Annotated in this window: 17 protein-coding genes; 2 read left to right on the top strand and 15 right to left on the bottom strand. The window is 64.0% G+C overall.

Features of this window, described 5'->3' with window-relative positions; genetic code table 11:
* Positions 1 to 12: 12 nt before the first annotated feature.
* Complete coding sequence (locus ACI2KG_RS09185) at positions 13 to 348, top strand: YbaB/EbfC family nucleoid-associated protein (protein WP_012315418.1); 336 nt, start codon at positions 13 to 15, stop codon at positions 346 to 348.
* Between the two features lie 302 nt (positions 349 to 650).
* Complete coding sequence (gene recR, locus ACI2KG_RS09180) at positions 651 to 1,253, top strand: recombination mediator RecR (protein WP_400614015.1); 603 nt, start codon at positions 651 to 653, stop codon at positions 1,251 to 1,253.
* 139 nt (positions 1,254 to 1,392) lie between these two features.
* Here recR and ACI2KG_RS09175 read toward each other — a convergent pair whose 3' ends face one another.
* The 15 genes from ACI2KG_RS09175 to ccoO (ACI2KG_RS09105) form a co-directional block, all read right to left on the bottom strand.
* On the bottom strand, positions 1,393 to 1,941 hold the full coding sequence (locus ACI2KG_RS09175) for an adenine phosphoribosyltransferase (RefSeq protein WP_236237127.1): 549 nt from the start codon (positions 1,939 to 1,941) through the stop codon (positions 1,393 to 1,395).
* A gap of 55 nt (positions 1,942 to 1,996) precedes the next feature.
* Positions 1,997 to 2,731: a Crp/Fnr family transcriptional regulator FnrA gene (gene fnrA, locus ACI2KG_RS09170; protein ID WP_400614019.1), complete on the bottom strand. Its 735-nt coding sequence runs from the start codon at positions 2,729 to 2,731 to the stop codon at positions 1,997 to 1,999.
* 186 nt (positions 2,732 to 2,917) lie between these two features.
* Positions 2,918 to 4,300: an oxygen-independent coproporphyrinogen III oxidase gene (gene hemN / locus ACI2KG_RS09165; RefSeq protein ID WP_404661651.1), complete on the bottom strand. Its 1,383-nt coding sequence runs from the start codon at positions 4,298 to 4,300 to the stop codon at positions 2,918 to 2,920.
* Between the two features lie 316 nt (positions 4,301 to 4,616).
* Entirely contained in the window at positions 4,617 to 5,300 is a 684-nt protein-coding gene (locus ACI2KG_RS09160; RefSeq protein WP_404661650.1) for a sulfite exporter TauE/SafE family protein, read from the bottom strand.
* On the bottom strand, positions 5,293 to 5,508 hold the full coding sequence (ccoS, locus tag ACI2KG_RS09155; protein WP_201199081.1) for a cbb3-type cytochrome oxidase assembly protein CcoS: 216 nt from the start codon (positions 5,506 to 5,508) through the stop codon (positions 5,293 to 5,295). The genes ACI2KG_RS09160 and ccoS overlap by 8 nt, the downstream gene beginning before the upstream one ends.
* Positions 5,487 to 7,961 carry a heavy metal translocating P-type ATPase gene (locus ACI2KG_RS09150; RefSeq protein WP_404661649.1) on the bottom strand — a complete coding sequence of 825 codons (2,475 nt, stop codon included), beginning with the start codon at positions 7,959 to 7,961 and terminating at the stop codon, positions 5,487 to 5,489. The genes ccoS and ACI2KG_RS09150 overlap by 22 nt, the downstream gene beginning before the upstream one ends.
* Positions 7,962 to 8,116: 155 nt before the next feature.
* Positions 8,117 to 8,641 (bottom strand): FixH family protein, encoded by a 525-nt coding sequence (locus ACI2KG_RS09145; RefSeq protein ID WP_404661648.1) that lies wholly within the window; start codon positions 8,639 to 8,641, stop codon positions 8,117 to 8,119.
* A gap of 15 nt (positions 8,642 to 8,656) precedes the next feature.
* Entirely contained in the window at positions 8,657 to 10,072 is a 1,416-nt protein-coding gene (gene ccoG / locus ACI2KG_RS09140) for a cytochrome c oxidase accessory protein CcoG (protein WP_400614031.1), read from the bottom strand.
* A 320-nt stretch (positions 10,073 to 10,392) separates the two neighbouring features.
* On the bottom strand, positions 10,393 to 11,373 hold the full coding sequence (ccoP, locus tag ACI2KG_RS09135) for a cytochrome-c oxidase, cbb3-type subunit III (protein WP_400614033.1): 981 nt from the start codon (positions 11,371 to 11,373) through the stop codon (positions 10,393 to 10,395).
* Complete coding sequence (locus ACI2KG_RS09130; protein ID WP_404661738.1) at positions 11,370 to 11,573, bottom strand: cbb3-type cytochrome oxidase subunit 3; 204 nt, start codon at positions 11,571 to 11,573, stop codon at positions 11,370 to 11,372. Before ACI2KG_RS09130 ends, ccoP (ACI2KG_RS09135) begins: the two co-directional genes overlap by 4 nt.
* A 5-nt stretch (positions 11,574 to 11,578) precedes the next feature.
* Complete coding sequence (gene ccoO, locus ACI2KG_RS09125; protein ID WP_264312282.1) at positions 11,579 to 12,187, bottom strand: cytochrome-c oxidase, cbb3-type subunit II; 609 nt, start codon at positions 12,185 to 12,187, stop codon at positions 11,579 to 11,581.
* Positions 12,187 to 13,629 carry a cytochrome-c oxidase, cbb3-type subunit I gene (gene ccoN / locus ACI2KG_RS09120; protein ID WP_400614036.1) on the bottom strand — a complete coding sequence of 481 codons (1,443 nt, stop codon included), beginning with the start codon at positions 13,627 to 13,629 and terminating at the stop codon, positions 12,187 to 12,189. The genes ccoO (ACI2KG_RS09125) and ccoN overlap by 1 nt, the downstream gene beginning before the upstream one ends.
* Positions 13,630 to 14,249: 620 nt before the next feature.
* A complete protein-coding gene (gene ccoP / locus ACI2KG_RS09115; protein WP_404661647.1) occupies positions 14,250 to 15,191 on the bottom strand; it encodes a cytochrome-c oxidase, cbb3-type subunit III in 942 nt (313 codons plus the stop codon).
* On the bottom strand, positions 15,188 to 15,382 hold the full coding sequence (locus ACI2KG_RS09110; protein ID WP_404661646.1) for a cbb3-type cytochrome oxidase subunit 3: 195 nt from the start codon (positions 15,380 to 15,382) through the stop codon (positions 15,188 to 15,190). The genes ccoP (ACI2KG_RS09115) and ACI2KG_RS09110 overlap by 4 nt, the downstream gene beginning before the upstream one ends.
* A 5-nt stretch (positions 15,383 to 15,387) precedes the next feature.
* Positions 15,388 to 15,996, bottom strand: a complete 609-nt coding sequence (gene ccoO, locus ACI2KG_RS09105) for a cytochrome-c oxidase, cbb3-type subunit II (RefSeq protein WP_400614042.1) — start codon at positions 15,994 to 15,996, stop codon at positions 15,388 to 15,390.
* Between the last annotated feature and the right edge of the window lie 7 nt (positions 15,997 to 16,003).

Below are 16,003 nucleotides of genomic sequence, written 5' to 3'. Positions count from 1 at the left end.
AGGTATACCCCCATGATGAAAGGTGGCATGGCCGGCCTGATGAAGCAGGCCCAGCAGATGCAGGAAAAGATGGCCAAGATGCAGGAAGAGCTGGCCAACGCCGAAGTCACCGGCCAGTCCGGTGGCGGCCTGGTAAGTGTGGTGATGACCGGTCGTCACGACGTCAAGCGCGTCAGCATCGACCAGAGCCTGATGTCGACTGAAGAAGACGACAAGGAAGTGCTGGAAGACCTGATCGCCGCTGCGTTGAACGACGCCGTGCGCAAGGTCGAGCAGAGCAGCCAGGAAAAAATGGGCGGCATGACCGCTGGCATGCAACTGCCGCCGGGCTTCAAGATGCCGTTCTAAGGGCATTGCGATACCGAAAACCGCCGCTGTTACCAGCGGCGGTTTTTTTGTGCGTTCACGCAGCCGGCGTGGTCTTTATTCTTGAACCCGGCGCGGACCGTGTAGGAGCGGCCTTGTGTCGCGATAGGGCTGCGCAGCAGCCCCGGCAATTCATGCTGCGAAGCTAAGATCCTGGGGCCGCTGCGCGCCCCATCGCGACACAAGGCCGCTCCTACACGGACGGCATAGGGCTGGAGTCTGATTTGACGCCACCGCCCCCGCTGGGTATAAACCGCCTCTTATTGAATTGTCAGGCCTTCCCCATGAGCTTCAGCCCCCTCATCCGCCAACTGATCGACGGCCTGCGCATCCTGCCGGGTGTCGGCCAGAAAACCGCCCAGCGCATGGCCTTGCAGTTGCTCGAGCGTGACCGCAGCGGCGGCCTGCGCCTGGCTCAGGCCCTGACCCAGGCCATGGAAGGGGTAGGGCATTGCCGCCAGTGCCGCACCCTTACCGAGCAGGAACTGTGCCCGCAGTGCGCCGACCCGCGTCGTGACGACGCTCAGCTGTGTGTGGTAGAGGGGCCGACCGATGTGTATGCCGTGGAGCAGACCGGCTACCGTGGCCGTTACTTCGTGCTCAAGGGGCACCTGTCGCCGCTGGACGGCCTGGGGCCGGAGGCAATCGGTATTCCGCAGCTGATGGCGCGGATCGAGGAGCAGGGCACCTTTACCGAAGTGATCCTGGCGACCAACCCGACGGTGGAAGGCGAGGCGACGGCGCATTACATTGCGCAGTTGCTGAACGAGAAGGGGCTGGTGGCTTCGCGGATTGCCCATGGCGTGCCGCTGGGGGGCGAGCTGGAGATGGTCGATGGTGGGACTTTGGCCCATGCTTTTGCCGGGCGTCGGCCGATTTCGCTCTGATCCAAGGTTGTTGGGGCCGCTTTGCGGCCCATCGCCGGCAAGCCAGCTCCCACAGGTACAGTGCTGCCTTCGGGCTTGCGGCACACTTGTGGGAGCTGGCTTGCCGGCGATGGGCTGCAAAGCAGCCCCAAAAGCCAACTCAGTACTCGCTGAGGGAAAACTCGGTCAGGCAGAAGGTAGGCACCCCAGCCGCCTGCAACCGACGCGACCCGTCCAACTCCGGCAGGTCAATGATTGCCGCCGCCTCGAATACCTGCGCCCCGGTGCGGCGCACCAGGTTAGCCGCCGCCAGCAGCGTACCGCCGGTCGCAATCAGATCATCGAAGATCAGCACCGAATCGCCTTCGCACAGGCTGTCGGCATGCACTTCCAGGAAGGCTTCGCCGTATTCGGTCTGGTAGCCCTCGCTCAACACGTCAGCCGGCAGCTTGCCTTGCTTGCGGAACAGGATCAGTGGCTTGTTCAGCTGGTGGGCGATGATCGAGCCGATCAGGAAACCTCGCGCGTCCATCGCACCAATGTGGCTGAAATCCGCCTCGACATAGCGCTCGATGAACTGGTCGGCCACATAGCGCAGCCCGCGCGGCGACTGGAACAGCGGCGTGATATCGCGGAAGATCACGCCCGGTTTGGGGAAGTCCACCACCGGGCGGATCAAGGCTTTGAGGTCGAAGGCGTCGCTGTGCATTGTTGCGGGTATCCTGGGGAAACGAATGCCCAAGTATACCCGCTAAACGCCGGCCTCAGGCCTCGATTGCACCACCGGCCAGCGCACACAGCTGGATCGGGTCGAGGATGTGCACTTCCTTGCCCTCTGCGCGCAACAGGCCGTTTTGCTGGAAGCGGGTGAATACCCGCGACACGGTTTCCACCGCCAGGCCCAGGTAATTGCCAATTTCGTTGCGCGACATGCTCAGGCGGAACTGGTTGGCCGAATAGCCACGGGCGCGGAAGCGTGCCGACAGGTTGACCAGGAAGGTGGCAATGCGCTCGTCGGCGGTCTTCTTCGACAGCAGCAGCATCATTTGCTGGTCGTCGCGGATCTCCCGGCTCATTACCCGCATCAGCTGGCGGCGCAGTTGTGGTAGCTGTACCGACAGCTCGTCCAGGCGCTCGAAGGGGATTTCGCAGACCGAGGTGGTTTCCTGCGCCTGGGCCGATACCGGGTAGGCCTCGGTGTCCATGCCCGACAGGCCGACCAGCTCGCTGGGCAGGTGGAAGCCGGTGATCTGCTCTTCGCCGCTGTCGCTGAGGCTGAAGGTTTTCAGAGCACCGGAACGTACGGCGTAGACCGAGCCGAAATTGTCACCCTGGCGGAACAGGAACTCGCCTTTTTTAAGCGGGCGGCCGCGTTTGACGATTTCATCCAGTGCATCCATGTCTTCCAGGTTGAGCGAAAGAGGTAGGCACAGGGGGGCCAGGCTGCAGTCCTTGCAATGGGCCTGGTTGTGGGCGCGCAGTTTGACTGGCTCGGACATTTGAATCGATCCTTGTGGGAAAGCACACATAAGTCGTAAGGGTAACCTACGACACAGGGTGTAGGCCAGTGTGCGCGATGATGGTGCGCGCTGGCGAAACCCCGGCAAGCGGCCTGCCGGGAGTCCTTGTACGCCCATAGTGTGCTTGGCAAGGAGGCTTGTCCATGCGGTTGAACGCCTCGGTTTTCAGATCACCCGCGAGAAACGCTGGCGGTTCTGCATGGCCAGGTAGGCGTCGAACACCATGCACACCGAGCGCGCCAGCAGGCGGCCGGCCGGGAGGATGCGGATGCCCTTGTCGTCCAGGCTGATCAGGCCGTCGCGCTGCAAGGTCAGCAGCTCGGGCCAGAGGTCGTTGAAGTAGCCACGGAAATCAATTGTGAAGGCCTGTTCGATCGGTTCGAAATCCAGCTCGAAATGGCAGATCAGCTGCTGTATCACCGCCCGCCGAATGCGGTCGTCATGGTTGCAGACCAGGCCGCGCTGGGTGGCCAGCTGGGCGTTGGACAGGCTGTCCTGGTAGGTGTTGAGGTCGCTGCTGTTCTGGCAGTAGAGGTCGCCGATCTGGCTGATCGCCGACACGCCCAGGCCAATCAGGTCGCAGTGCCCGTGGGTGGTGTAGCCCTGGAAATTGCGCTGCAGGGTGCCTTCTTCCTGGGCGATGGCCAGTTCGTCGTCGGGCAGGGCGAAGTGGTCCATGCCGATGTAGCGGTAGCCGGCGGCGGTCAGCTGGTCGATGGTGGCGTGCAGCATCTCCAGCTTGGTGGCCGCGCTGGGCAGGTCGTTGCTGTCGATGCGCCGTTGCGGCATGAAGCGTTCGGGCAGGTGTGCGTAATTGAACACCGACAGGCGGTCGGGTTGCAGGCGGATCACTTCGTCGACGGTGCGGGCAAAGCCTTCCGGGGTTTGCTTGGGCAGGCCGTAGATCAGGTCGAGGTTGACCGAGCGGAACTGCAAGGTGCGTGCTGCCTCGATCAGGGTGCGGGTTTGTTCCAGGCTCTGCAGGCGGTTGACCGCGCGCTGTACGGCCGGGTCAAGGTCCTGCACGCCCAGGCTGACGCGGTTGAAGCCCAGTTCGCGCAACAGGCCCATGGTCGACCAGTCGGCCTCTCGCGGGTCGAGCTCGATGCCGTAGTCGCCGGAATCATCGTCCAGCAAGTGGAGGTGCTGGCGCAGGGTGGCCATCAGCTGGCGCAATTCCACATGGCTGAGGAAGGTGGGCGTACCGCCGCCGAAATGCAGCTGTTCAACACGTTGTTTAGGGTCCAGGTGGCAGGCGACCAGCTGGATTTCCTGCTCCAGGCGCTGCAGATACGGCGCGGCGCGGGCGCGGTCCTTGGTGATGACCTTGTTGCAGGCGCAGTAGTAACAGATGTTGGCGCAGAACGGCACATGTACGTACAGCGACAGCGGGCGCACCGCCCGACGGCTGTCGCGCAGGGCGTGAAGCAGGTCGAACGAGCCCACCTCGCTGTGCAGTTGCACGGCGGTCGGGTAGGAGGTGTAGCGTGGCCCGGCGAGATCGTAGCGGCGGATCAGGTCGGTATCCCAACGAATGTCGTCGAGCATGTGGGCGGTCCCCGGAAAGAGCAGCAGTGCACCGGAGTCTATGGGCGTCTGTAGGAAACTGTGTTGATTTGTATCAAGGGGAACCGGCAGTGGATTCTGGGGCTGCTATGCAGCCCAATCGCCGGCAAGCCAGCTCCCACAGGGACCGTGCAAGCCACAGCCTTGTGCATTCCTGTGCAAGCAACTGACTTGTGTTGCCTGCTTTGGCCTCATCACAGGCAAGCCAGGTCCCACAGGGATGGCGCATGGCTTGAAGTTAGCGCGGTCGAGGTGGGAGCTGGCTTGCCGGCGATTGGGCTGCGCAGCAGCCCCCCTTTCAATGCCCCATCAACCAGTGCTGGTGCGGCCCCGGCAGGGTCCACACGCCAAAGAGCACTACCAGCACCCCACCAGCCACCCTCACACTGCGCCGTCTCAACAAAGCGTTTACCCGTTCCGCCGCCAATCCGGTAGCCAGCAGCACCGGCCAGGTCCCCACCCCGAATGCCAGCATCAACGCCGCGCTGTACCCGGCATCGCCCTGGCTGGCGGCCCACAACAACGTGCTGTACACCAGCCCGCACGGCAGCCACCCCCACAAGGCCCCCAGCAGCAACGCGCGGGGCAGGCTGGACACCGGCAGCAAGCGTGACGCCACTGGCTGTATATGCCGCCACAGCCCGCGCCCGAGCGCCTCGATACGGGTCAGCCCGCTCCACCAGCCGGCCAGGTACAGGCCCATGGCAATCAACAGCAGCGCCGCCACAACCCGCAGTGCCAGCGCTGCCGGGCTGCTGGCCACGGCCCAGCCGGCCAGACCCAGCAACAGGCCGGCGCAGGCATAGCTGAAAATGCGCCCGAGGTTGTACGCCAGCAGCAGGCGCAGGCGCTTGCCGCGTTGTTCGGGGGGGATGGCCAGGGTCAGTGCGCCCATCAGGCCGCCGCACATGCCCAGGCAGTGGCCGCCGCCAAGCAGGCCGAGGATCAGTGCCGAGCCCAGCAGGGGAAGCAGGTCAGGCACGGGGCGGGGGTTCCTTGTCGGCTTCGGCCGGGGTGTCGTCTGGCTTTACCGCCGCCTGGTGGCGCGGGTCCTGGTCGTCGAACAGGATGCTGTGGGCGGGGCCGTCAAGGTCGTCGTACTGGCCGCTGTCCACGGCCCAGAAGAAAATGTACACGGCCACGCCGACCAGCAGCAGGGCTGCGGGGATCATGACATAGAGGGCGGGCATGGTGACTTCCTCCCGGGCTGGGGTGCTTCGGTTTTCGCCAGGGCCGTGGCCTGCGGCATGCGGGTCAGGCGCAGGGCATTGAGCACCACGATCAGCGAGCTGACCGACATGCCGATGGCGGCCCACACCGGGGTGATCCAGCCGAGCGCGGCAAACGGCAACATCAGGCCATTATACAGGGTTGCCCACAGCAGGTTCTCGAGGATGTTGCGGCGGGTGCGACGGGCCAGCTCAACGGCCTGCACCAGCGCCTGCAGGCGGTTGGACAGCAGCACGGCGTCGGCGCTGGTCTTGGCCAGGTCGGTGGCGCTGCCCATGGCGATACTGATGTCGGCTGCGGCCAGCACGGGCACGTCATTGACCCCGTCGCCCAGCATCAGCACCTTGCGCCCCTCAGCTTGCAGGGCCTTCAGCCGGTCCAGCTTGTCGTCCGGGCGCAGGCCGCCAATGGCCTGGTCGATGCCCAGTTGCGCGGCCACTTCAGCCACCATCGGCGAACTGTCGCCCGACAGCAGCAGGGTACGCCAGCCGCGCGCCTTGCAGGCGGCAAGCAGGACCGGGGCGTCGTCGCGCAGGCGGTCGTCCAGGCCGAACCAGGCCATGGGCCCCTGGCGGTCGCCCAGCAGCAGCCACTGGCCGCGAGGCTCGGGCACGGCAGGGATTTCTGCGCCGCTCAGCGCGCAGACGAAGGTGGCCTGGCCAATGCGCAGGCGCTGGCCGTCAACCAGCCCTTCCAGGCCGAGGCCGGGCACGGTCTGCACACCCTCGGCAGGCGTGGCGGTGCGGCCGAAGGCCCGGGCGATGGGGTGTTCGGAGCGGTTTTCCAGTGCTGCGGCCAGGGCCAGGCAGCGGTCGGCGGGCTGGCTGCCGAGCGGGCGGATGCTGCGCAAGGTCAGGCGGCCTTCGGTCAGCGTGCCGGTCTTGTCGAAAATGACGGTGTCGATCTGGTTCAGGCCTTCCAGCACATGGCCACGGGTAACCAGCAGGCCGAGCTTGTGCAGGGTGCCGGTGGCAGCGGTCAGTGCGGTTGGCGTCGCCAGCGACAGCGCACAGGGGCAAGTTGCCACCAGCATTGCCAGCACGATCCAGAATGCCCGGGTCGGGTCCAGGTGCCACCACCACAGACCGATGGCGACGGCGGCCAGCAGCGAGAACAGCAGGAACCCTTGCGACGCGCGGTCGGCGATTTCTGCCAGGCGTGGTTTTTCGGTCTGGGCGCGCTCCAGCAGGCGGACGATGGCTGACAGCCGGGAATCCGGGCCGAGGGCTTCAACTTCCACATTCAGCGTGCTTTCGACATTCAGCGTGCCGCCAGTGACCCGTTCGCCCACCCACCGTGGTTGTGGCAGGTATTCGCCGGTCAGTAGCGACTCATCGACGCTGGAACGGCCTTCGACGATGCGCCCGTCGGCAGGGATTACCGCGCCGGGCAGCACTTGCACGGTGTCGCCGCGGTGCAGTTCGCTGAGCAGAATGCGCTCGCTGCGCCCGATGGCGTCCAGGCGCAGGCACGAGGCCGGCAGCAGGTTGACCAGCTGCGCAGTGGCCGCTGCCGTGCGTTCACGGGCGCGGCGCTCCAGGTAGCGGCCGGTGAGCAGGAACAGGGCGAACATGCCCACCGTGTCGAAATACAGCTCGCCGCTGCCGGTGATCGCGGTCCAGATGCCGGCGCCGAAGGCCAGGCCGATGGCCAGTGACACCGAAACGTCCATGGTCAGGTGCCGCGTGCGCAGGTCGCGTGCCGCGCCCTTGAAGAACGGCGCGCAGCTGTAGAACACGATGGGGATGGTCAGGAACAGCGCCACCCAGCGCAGGATGGTGTGCAGCTCGGGCGACAGGTCGATGTTGAATTCCGGCCAGGTGGCCATGGTTGCCATCATGGCCTGGAACCACAGCAGCCCGGCCACACCCAGGCGGCGCAGGGCGCTGCGGTTTTCCCGGGCCAGTTGCTCGGCGGCCTGGTCCGGCTGGTAGGGGTGGGCGGCGTAGCCGATCTGGCGCAGCTCGGCGAGCAGGCGCGACAACGGCAGTTGCCTGTCGTCCCAGTTAAGCAGCAGGCGGTGGTTGGACAGATTCAGGCGTGCCTCGGCGACGCCGGGCAGGTTGCGCAGGTGCTTTTCGATCAGCCAGCCGCAGGCGGCGCAACTGATGCCTTCGACCAGCAGGGTGGTCTCGGCCAGCTCGCCCTGATGGCGGACGAAGGTTTGCTGGACATCGCTGCGGTCGTACAGGGCCAGTTCGTCCTGCAGCTGTTTGGGCAGGGCTTCGGGGTTGGCGCTGGTGTCGCTGCGGTGCTGATAGTAGTGCTCCAGGCCGCCGGCAACGATCGACTCGGCCACCGCCTGGCAGCCGGGGCAGCAGAACTGCCGGGGCTGGCCGAGGACCACGGCGGTGAAGCGGCCGCCAGCGGGGACGGGCAGGGCGCAGTGGTAGCAGGGGGTGGGTTGGGTCATCACATCATTGCCTTACACATATCTGCCGGTTGGCGCGCATCCCTGTAGGAGCGGCCTTGTGTCGCGAAAGGGGCGCGAAGCGGCCCCGCGATCTCAGCTTCGCAGCATAGGTTGCCGGGGCTGCTGCGCAGCCCTTTCGCGACACAAGGCCGCTCCTACAAGTGCTCGGCGCCTTGGATGGCTTCATCACCCAGTTGCAAGGTCACACCATGTTCGACCTTTTCCTCCTCGAACAACCGCCACACCTGGCTACCCTCGCTACCCAGCAATTCAACGAAACGCCGTCCGTCAACCTTGTCTTCCAGCTGCCCCACATAACGCCCGGCCTCAACCCGGCTCAGCAGCACCTTGCGGTCCTTGTCCGGCTGGGTGGGCGAAATCAGGTTCAGTTCCAGGTTCTGCGGGTCGCTGCTGCCGGCCAGGCGCAGGTCCACTTCGCCGGTCAGTTCATCCAGGTGCACACTGGCCTTCAGGCCCAGGTTCTGCGCCAGCAGTTCACGGTCCAGCGAGCGGTTGATGCCCTTGCCGGCCTCGTAGTAGTTGTCGTTCACCAGGTTGTCCGGGTTGCTGACGGCGATGCTGACCATGCTCAGGCTCAGGCACACCGACGTGGTGAGGATACCGATGATGATCCAGGGCCAAAGGTGCTTGTACCAGGGGTCGGCGGCGGTGGCAGGCATTGTGCGTTATCTCTCTCAGCGGATCTGTGGGCCGATGAAACGGCTCTTGGCTTCAACCTGGGCGTTACTGTCGTCGGCGCTTTTGAGGATGAAGGTGATTTCGTTGGTGGTCGATGGCAGTTTCTCGGGGGCAACCGACAGCTGCACCGGCAGGCTGACGATATCACCGGCGGCCACGCGAATCTCGCGCTGGCCCTCCAGCTTGAGGTCCGGCAGGCCGGCGGCGTCCAGTACGTATACATGGTCGCGCTGGTCCTTGTTCATGACCTTCAGGCTGTACACGTTCTCGATCCGGCCCTGGGCGTTCTCGCGGTACAGCACGCGGTCCTTGCTGACGTCGAAGCCGACCAGCGAACGGGTGGCGAAGGCGGTGGCCAGGCCGATCATCATCACCAGCAGCACGGCGGCATAGCCGATCAGGCGCGGGCGCAGCATGTGGGTCTTCTGCCCTGACAGGTTGTGTTCGGTGGTGTAGCTGATCAGCCCCTTGGGGTAGTTCATCTTGTCCATGATGCTATCGCAGGCGTCGATGCAGGCGGCGCAGCCGATACACTCGATCTGCAGGCCGTCGCGGATGTCGATGCCGGTGGGGCAGACCTGCACGCACATGGTGCAGTCGATGCAGTCACCCAGGCCCTGGGCCTTGTAGTCGGTGTCTTTCTTGCGCGGGCCACGGGTTTCGCCGCGACGCGGGTCGTACGAAACGATCAGCGTGTCCTTGTCGAACATCACGCTCTGGAAGCGGGCGTAAGGGCACATGTACACGCACACCTGCTCGCGCAGCCAGCCGGCGTTGCCGTAGGTAGCGAGGGTGAAGAAACCGACCCAGAAATAGGCCCAGCCATCGGCCTGGCCGGTGAAGAATTCGATGACCAGTTCACGGATCGGCGAGAAGTAGCCGACAAAGGTCATGCCGGTGACGAAGCCGATCAGCAGCCACAGGCTGTGCTTGGCGAACTTGCGCAGGAACTTGTTGCCACTCATGGGCGCCTTGTCGAGTTTCATGCGCTGGTTGCGGTCACCCTCGGTGACTTTTTCGCACCACATGAAGATCCACGTCCACACGCTTTGCGGGCAGGTGTAGCCGCACCAGACCCGGCCGGCATAGACGGTAACGAAGAACAGGCCGAAGGCGGCGACAATGAGGATGCCCGAGAGCAGGATGAAGTCCTGCGGCCAGATGGTGGCGCCGAAGATGTAGAACTTGCGCTCGGGCAGGTTCCACCATACGGCCTGGTGGCCACCCCAGTTCAGCCAGACGGTGCCGAAGTACAGCAGGAACAGCACTGCACCGCCAACCATGCGCAGGCGACGGAACAGGCCGGTGAAGGCGCGGGTATAGATTTTTTCGCGGGAGGCGTAGAGGTCGACGGAATCCTTCCCTTTGTTGGCAGGCGGGGTCACATCATGTACCGGAATTTGCTTGCTCATCATCAAGTCCCACGGCAGTGGAGAAACGCCGCGGCCAGTGCGTGCCGGCCGCGGTCTCGCGCAATCTGCTAGCGCGCTGCGGTCCATGATACGCCGCTGTTGGCGGGATGGGGCTGCACTGCGACCTTTAGTCGCGTTGGGTTTGGGGTGTGAAACGTGTTATGGCGGGTGTCAATTGATCCAGGTCATTTGCCTGTGAGAAATGCAGGGCTGTACCGGCCTCATCGCCGGCAAGCCAGCTCCCACAGGTCCGCCATTTTGGTCGAAACCTGTGCTGTACCTGTGGGAGCTGGCTTGCCGGCGATAGGGCCGGGCCTGCCTTACTCAGCCTTGGCCGGCGCCTGTTCCTGATGCGACAGGCTATAAACATAAGCCGCCAGCAAGTGCACCTTGTCATTACCCTGCAGCTGTTCCTGGGCCGGCATCTGCCCTTGGCGGCCATAACGGATGGTCTGCTGCAACTGGGCAAAGCTCGAGCCGTAGATGAACGCCTGCGGGTGGGTCAGGTTCGGCGCGCCCATGGCCGGCGTGCCTTTGCCTTCCGGCCCATGGCAGGCCACGCAGTTGGCGGCGAAGATCTTCTGCCCGTTTTCGGCATCGGCCTTGGCGCCTTCCGGCAGCGTGCGGCCTTCCAGCTTGCTGACCACGAACGCCGCCACGTCAGCCACACCCTGGTCACCGATGACCTCGGCCCAGGCCGGCATCACGCCATGGCGGCCGCCCATGATGGTGGTCTTGATAGTGTCCGGCTCACCGCCCCAGCGCCAGTCGTTGTCGGTCAGGTTGGGGAAGCCGAACGCACCCTTGGCGTCGGAGCCGTGGCACACCGAGCAGTTCGAGGCGAACAGCCTCGCGCCCATTTTCAGGGCTTGCGGGTCCTTGGCCACTTCTTCGATAGGCATGGCGGCGAACTTGGCGAAGATCGGCCCGAAGCGGGCGTCGGCCTTGGCCATTTCCTTTTCCCATTCGTGCACGCCGGTCCAGCCCGGCTGGCCGTTGGAAAACTCGGTCTGCTTGTCGTTATCCAGGTACGAATAGCCTGGCAGGATGCCTTTCCAGTTGCCCAGGCCCGGGTACAACACCAGGTAGCCGAGGGCGAAGACGATGGTGCCGACAAACAGCCAGAACCACCATTTCGGCAGTGGGTTGTCGTATTCCTCGATACCATCGAAGGCATGCCCGACGGTTTCGTCGGTGACCTCTTCGCGCTGGCCCTTGCGGGTCGACAGCAGCAGCCAGGTCAACGAGAAGATAGTGCCCAGGGTCAGGACGGTAACGTACAGACTCCAGAAGGTTGTCATTGTTTTTTGCTCCCAGAAGCTTTTGCGTGCTCGTGCTCGTGCTCGACGTGGCGGCAGGCGGAGGGGTCATCCGCGAACGGCAGTTGGGTCGCTTCGTCGAAGTCCTTTTTACGCCGTGGGTTGAACACCCACAGCGCCAGGCCCACGAAGGCCACCATCACCACAACGGTGCCCAGGCCGCGAATCATCCCGATATCCATCAGCGTCACCGTTTGCTCTTGATGATGGTGCCAAGACCCTGCAGGTACGCGACGATGGCGTCCATTTCGGTCTTGCCCTTGACCGCGTCACGGGCGCCGGCGATGTCGGCGTCGGTGTACGGCGTGCCGAGTGTGCGCAACACTTCCATCTTCTTCGCGGTGTCCTTGCCGTCGAGCTTGTTCTCGACCAGCCATGGGTAGGACGGCATCTTCGATTCAGGTACCACGTTGCGCGGGTTGTACAGGTGCGCACGGTGCCAGTCATCGGAGTAGCGGCCACCGACGCGGGCCAGGTCCGGCCCGGTGCGCTTGGAGCCCCACAGGAACGGGTGGTCCCACACGCTCTCGCCGGCCACCGAGTAATGGCCATAGCGCTCGGTCTCGGCGCGGAACGGCCGGATCATTTGCGAGTGGCAGCCTACGCAGCCTTCGCGGATGTAGATATCGCGGCCTTCCAGCTCCAGTGCGGTGCGCGGCTTCATGCCTTCGACCGGCTTGTTGGTGACGTCCTGGAAAAACAGCGGGACGATCTGGGTAAGGCCACCAATGCTTACGGCGATGACCATGAAGAAGGCCAGCAGGCCTATGTTCTTCTCGACGGCTTCATGCTTCATCAGTGCGCTCCCACAACGACGATCTTGGCGGCTTCCTCAGCCTGTGCCGGGTTGGCGGCACGTACGGTACGGAACACGTTGTAGGCCATCAGCAGCATGCCGCTGGCGAAGAACGCACCGCCCAGGGCGCGGACGATATAGCCAGGGTGGCTGGCTTGCAGGGCTTCGACGAACGAGTAGGTGAGGGTGCCGTCATCGTTGATGGCGCGCCACATCAGGCCCTGGGTAATGCCGTTGACCCACATCGAGGCGATGTACAGCACGGTACCGATGGTGGCCAGCCAGAAGTGCGCGTTGATCAGGCCGACGCTGTGCATCTGCTCGCGGCCATACAGGCGCGGGATCATGTGGTACACCGCACCGATCGAGATCATCGCTACCCAGCCGAGGGCACCGGCGTGAACGTGGCCGATGGTCCAGTCGGTGTAGTGCGACAGCGAGTTGACGGTCTTGATGGCCATCATCGGGCCTTCGAAGGTGGACATGCCGTAGAACGCCAGCGACACCACCAAAAAGCGCAGGATCGGGTCGGTGCGCAGTTTGTGCCAGGCACCGGACAGGGTCATCATGCCGTTGATCATGCCGCCCCAGCTTGGCGCCAGGAGGATGATCGACATCACCATGCCCAGCGACTGCGCCCAGTCAGGCAGGGCGGTGTAGTGCAGGTGGTGCGGGCCGGCCCAGATGTACAGGGTGATCAGCGCCCAGAAGTGCACGATCGACAGGCGATACGAGTAGATTGGCCGCTCGGCCTGCTTGGGCACGAAGTAGTACATCATCCCCAGGAAACCGGTGGTGAGGAAGAAGCCCACGGCATTGTGGCCGTACCACCACTGGATCATCGCGTCGGTGGCACCGGCGTAGGCCGAGTACGACTTGAACAGGCTGACCGGCAGCGAGATGTGGTTGACGATGTGCAGCATCGCGGTCACCACGATGAAGGCGCCGTAGAACCAGTTGCCGACGTAGATGTGCTTGGTCTTGCGCTTGACGATGGTGCCGAAGAACACCAGCCCGTAGGTCACCCAGACGATGGCCAGCAGGATTGCCAGCGGCCACTCGAGCTCGGCGTATTCCTTGGTGGTGGTGTAGCCCATCGGCAGGGTGATCAGCGCGCCGACGATCACCGCCTGCCAACCCCAGAAGGTGAAGGCGGCCATGCTGTCGGAGATCAGCCGGGTCTGGCAGGTGCGCTGCACCACGTAGTAGCTGGTGCCGAACAGCGCACAGCCCCCGAAGGCGAAGATCACCAGGTTGGTGTGCAGCGGGCGCAGGCGGCCGAAGCTGGTCCAGGGCAGGTCCAGGTTCAGTTGCGGCCACACCAGCTGCGAGGCGATGAAGACGCCGAGGCCCATGCCAAGGATCCCCCAGACCACCGTCATGATGGCGAACTGGCGGACGACCTTATAGTTATAAGCAGTCGGACTGATTGCTGTGCTCATTCTAAGGTTCCACGGTTTTGATGTTCTTGTTGGTCGAAAAATCGGCGCCAGTATTGATAACCGCCCGGGTTACCGCAACGCAACTTTGGTACGCCGACCCGTGTCCGGGCCCGTTCACTGATGTCCCGCAGTGATCGGGCCCGAACGATTGTACACAAATAAATATTTGTAATGTGTACCGTTTTTCACCTTTTTCTGATCGATCGGTCAAGCTTTTTATCGGGACGGCGACAGGCCATGCGCCGTGTCTGCATCGGTCCTTTCGTAGCGATGCCCACTGAGGCAACAAGCTTAGTTCTGTTCGGAGGGGGTGCAAGGGGCATGGAGCGGGGGGGAGGGGTGTAAGGTTTGAGAGTTAAGGTGAGGCGGATATCGAGCGCCGCCCGCGCGGCGCTTCGCGGGACAAGCCCGCTCCCACATCTGTTTCGGGCCAATTACTCCTGTGACAGGTTCGCGCGCCCCCTTGGCGCATGGCTCGATATCGCGTCATACAAACAAGGCGGACAGAGGTGACCTGACAGGCATAACTGGCCCGAAACAGATGTGGGAGCGGGCTTGTCCCGCGAAGCGCCGCGCGGGCGGCGCTCGATCTCACAGGCGCAGAATCTCTCCCGGCGAACTCACTGGGCAGTCACAGCCTCAGCAGCCGTATCCTGCGACAGGCTATACACATACGCCGCCAGCAGGTGCACCTTGTCGTTGCCCTGGATCTCGGCCTGCGCCGGCATCTGCCCTTGGCGACCATAACGAATGGTCTGCTGCAACTGGGCAAAGCTCGAGCCGTAGATGAACGCCTGCGGGTGGGTCAGGTCGGGCGCGCCCATGGCCGGGGTGCCTTTGCCTTCCGGCCCGTGGCAGGCCACGCAGTTGCCGGCAAAGATCTCCTTGCCCTTGGCCGGATCGGCCTTGGCGCCTTCTGGCAATTCACGGCCGTCCATGCTGGTCAGCACGAACGCGGCCACATCGGCCACGCCCTGCTCGCCGATCACCTCGGCCCACGCCGGCATCACGCCGTGGCGGCCGTTCATGATCGATGCCTTGATGGTTTCCGCTTCACCGCCCCAGCGCCAGTCCTTGTCGGTAAGGTTGGGGAAGCCGAACGAGCCCTTGGCGTCCGAGCCGTGGCACACCGAGCAGTTGGAGGCAAACAGGCGACCGCCCATTTTCAGCGCCTGCGGGTCCTTGGCCACTTCCTCCACCGGCATGGCGGCGTATTTGGCGAAGATCGGCCCGAACTTGGCATCGGCCTTGTCCATTTCCTTTTGCCATTCATTGACCCCGGTCCAGCCATTTTCATAGCCCGGCAGGATGCCTTTCCAGTTGCCCAGGCCCGGGTAGAGAATCAGGTAGCCGACCGAGAACACCAGGGTGCCGACGAACAGCCAGAACCACCACTTGGGCAGCGGGTTGTCGTACTCCTCGATGCCGTCGAAGCTGTGGCCCATGGTCTGGTCGGTGGTGTTGTGGCTCTGGCCCTTGCGGGTGGCGAGCAACAGCCAGGTCAGGCCAATCAGGCTACCGATGGTCAGTACGCAGATGTACGTACTCCAGAAGGTGGTCATTGCCCGTTACTCCTTTTTGCAGCAGGTTCCTGCCCGGCGGCGGGCAGGCGGTCGTCGTCGAAGGGCAGCAGGCGCGCTTCGGCGAAATCACGGTCGCGGCGGCGGTTGAACACCCACAGGGAGAGGCCGATGAAGGCGATCATCACCACCAGGGTGCCCAGGCCGCGGATCATGCCGATGTCGATTTCCATCGCACTCACCTCTTGTTCTTGATCGCGGTGCCGAGCACCTGCAGGTAGGCGACCAGCGCGTCCATCTCGGTCTTGCCCTTGACCGCGTCGCGGGCGCCGGCAATGTCTTCGTCGGTGTACGGCACGCCCAGGGTGCGCAGGGTGCGCATCTTCACGTCGGTATGGCTGTTGTCCACCTGTTCGGCGACCAGCCACGGGTACGACGGCATCTTCGACTCCGGCACCACGTTGCGCGGGTTGTACAGGTGCGCGCGGTGCCAGTCGTCCGAGTAGCGCCCGCCAACCCGGGCCAGGTCCGGGCCAGTACGCTTGGAACCCCACAGGAACGGGTGGTCCCACACGCTTTCACCGGCCACCGAGTAGTGGCCGTAGCGCTCGGTTTCGGCGCGGAACGGGCGGATCATCTGCGAGTGGCAGCCCACGCAACCTTCGCGGATGTAGATATCGCGGCCTTCCAGCTGCAGCGCGGTGTAGGGCTTCATGCCTTCGACCGGCTTGTTGGTGACGTCCTGGAAGAACAGCGGGACGATCTGGGTCAGGCCGCCGATGCTGACGGCAAACACCATCAGCAAGGCCAGCAGGCCGACGTTTTTCTCGATGACTTCATGTTTCATCAGGCAG

This window comes from Pseudomonas sp. NPDC089407, from assembly GCF_044900445.1.
Lineage (GTDB): Bacteria > Pseudomonadota > Gammaproteobacteria > Pseudomonadales > Pseudomonadaceae > Aquipseudomonas.
Note: the sequence above shows the minus strand (reverse complement) of the source record. Positions and strands in the feature narration are given on the sequence as shown.

What these genes read in the sequence shown, in the direction of transcription:
- ccoG (WP_400614031.1), bottom strand. Translation starts at nt 10,072, where the DNA reads ATGAGCAAGCAAATTCCGGTACATGATGTGACCCCGCCTGCCAACAAA.
- ACI2KG_RS09110 (WP_404661646.1), bottom strand. Translation starts at nt 15,382, where the DNA reads ATGGAAATCGACATCGGCATGATCCGCGGCCTGGGCACCCTGGTGGTG.
- ccoS (WP_201199081.1), bottom strand. Translation starts at nt 5,508, where the DNA reads ATGCCCGCCCTCTATGTCATGATCCCCGCAGCCCTGCTGCTGGTCGGC.
- hemN (WP_404661651.1), bottom strand. Translation starts at nt 4,300, where the DNA reads ATGCTCGACGACATTCGTTGGGATACCGACCTGATCCGCCGCTACGAT.
- ACI2KG_RS09145 (WP_404661648.1), bottom strand. Translation starts at nt 8,641, where the DNA reads ATGCCTGCCACCGCCGCCGACCCCTGGTACAAGCACCTTTGGCCCTGG.
- ACI2KG_RS09150 (WP_404661649.1), bottom strand. Translation starts at nt 7,961, where the DNA reads ATGACCCAACCCACCCCCTGCTACCACTGCGCCCTGCCCGTCCCCGCT.
- ccoP (WP_400614033.1), bottom strand. Translation starts at nt 11,373, where the DNA reads ATGACAACCTTCTGGAGTCTGTACGTTACCGTCCTGACCCTGGGCACT.
- recR (WP_400614015.1), top strand. Translation starts at nt 651, where the DNA reads ATGAGCTTCAGCCCCCTCATCCGCCAACTGATCGACGGCCTGCGCATC.
- fnrA (WP_400614019.1), bottom strand. Translation starts at nt 2,731, where the DNA reads ATGTCCGAGCCAGTCAAACTGCGCGCCCACAACCAGGCCCATTGCAAG.
- ccoO (WP_264312282.1), bottom strand. Translation starts at nt 12,187, where the DNA reads ATGAAGCATGAAGCCGTCGAGAAGAACATAGGCCTGCTGGCCTTCTTC.
- ACI2KG_RS09130 (WP_404661738.1), bottom strand. Translation starts at nt 11,573, where the DNA reads ATGGATATCGGGATGATTCGCGGCCTGGGCACCGTTGTGGTGATGGTG.
- ACI2KG_RS09185 (WP_012315418.1), top strand. Translation starts at nt 13, where the DNA reads ATGATGAAAGGTGGCATGGCCGGCCTGATGAAGCAGGCCCAGCAGATG.
- ccoN (WP_400614036.1), bottom strand. Translation starts at nt 13,629, where the DNA reads ATGAGCACAGCAATCAGTCCGACTGCTTATAACTATAAGGTCGTCCGC.
- ACI2KG_RS09175 (WP_236237127.1), bottom strand. Translation starts at nt 1,941, where the DNA reads ATGCACAGCGACGCCTTCGACCTCAAAGCCTTGATCCGCCCGGTGGTG.
- ccoO (WP_400614042.1), bottom strand. Translation starts at nt 15,996, where the DNA reads ATGAAACATGAAGTCATCGAGAAAAACGTCGGCCTGCTGGCCTTGCTG.
- ccoP (WP_404661647.1), bottom strand. Translation starts at nt 15,191, where the DNA reads ATGACCACCTTCTGGAGTACGTACATCTGCGTACTGACCATCGGTAGC.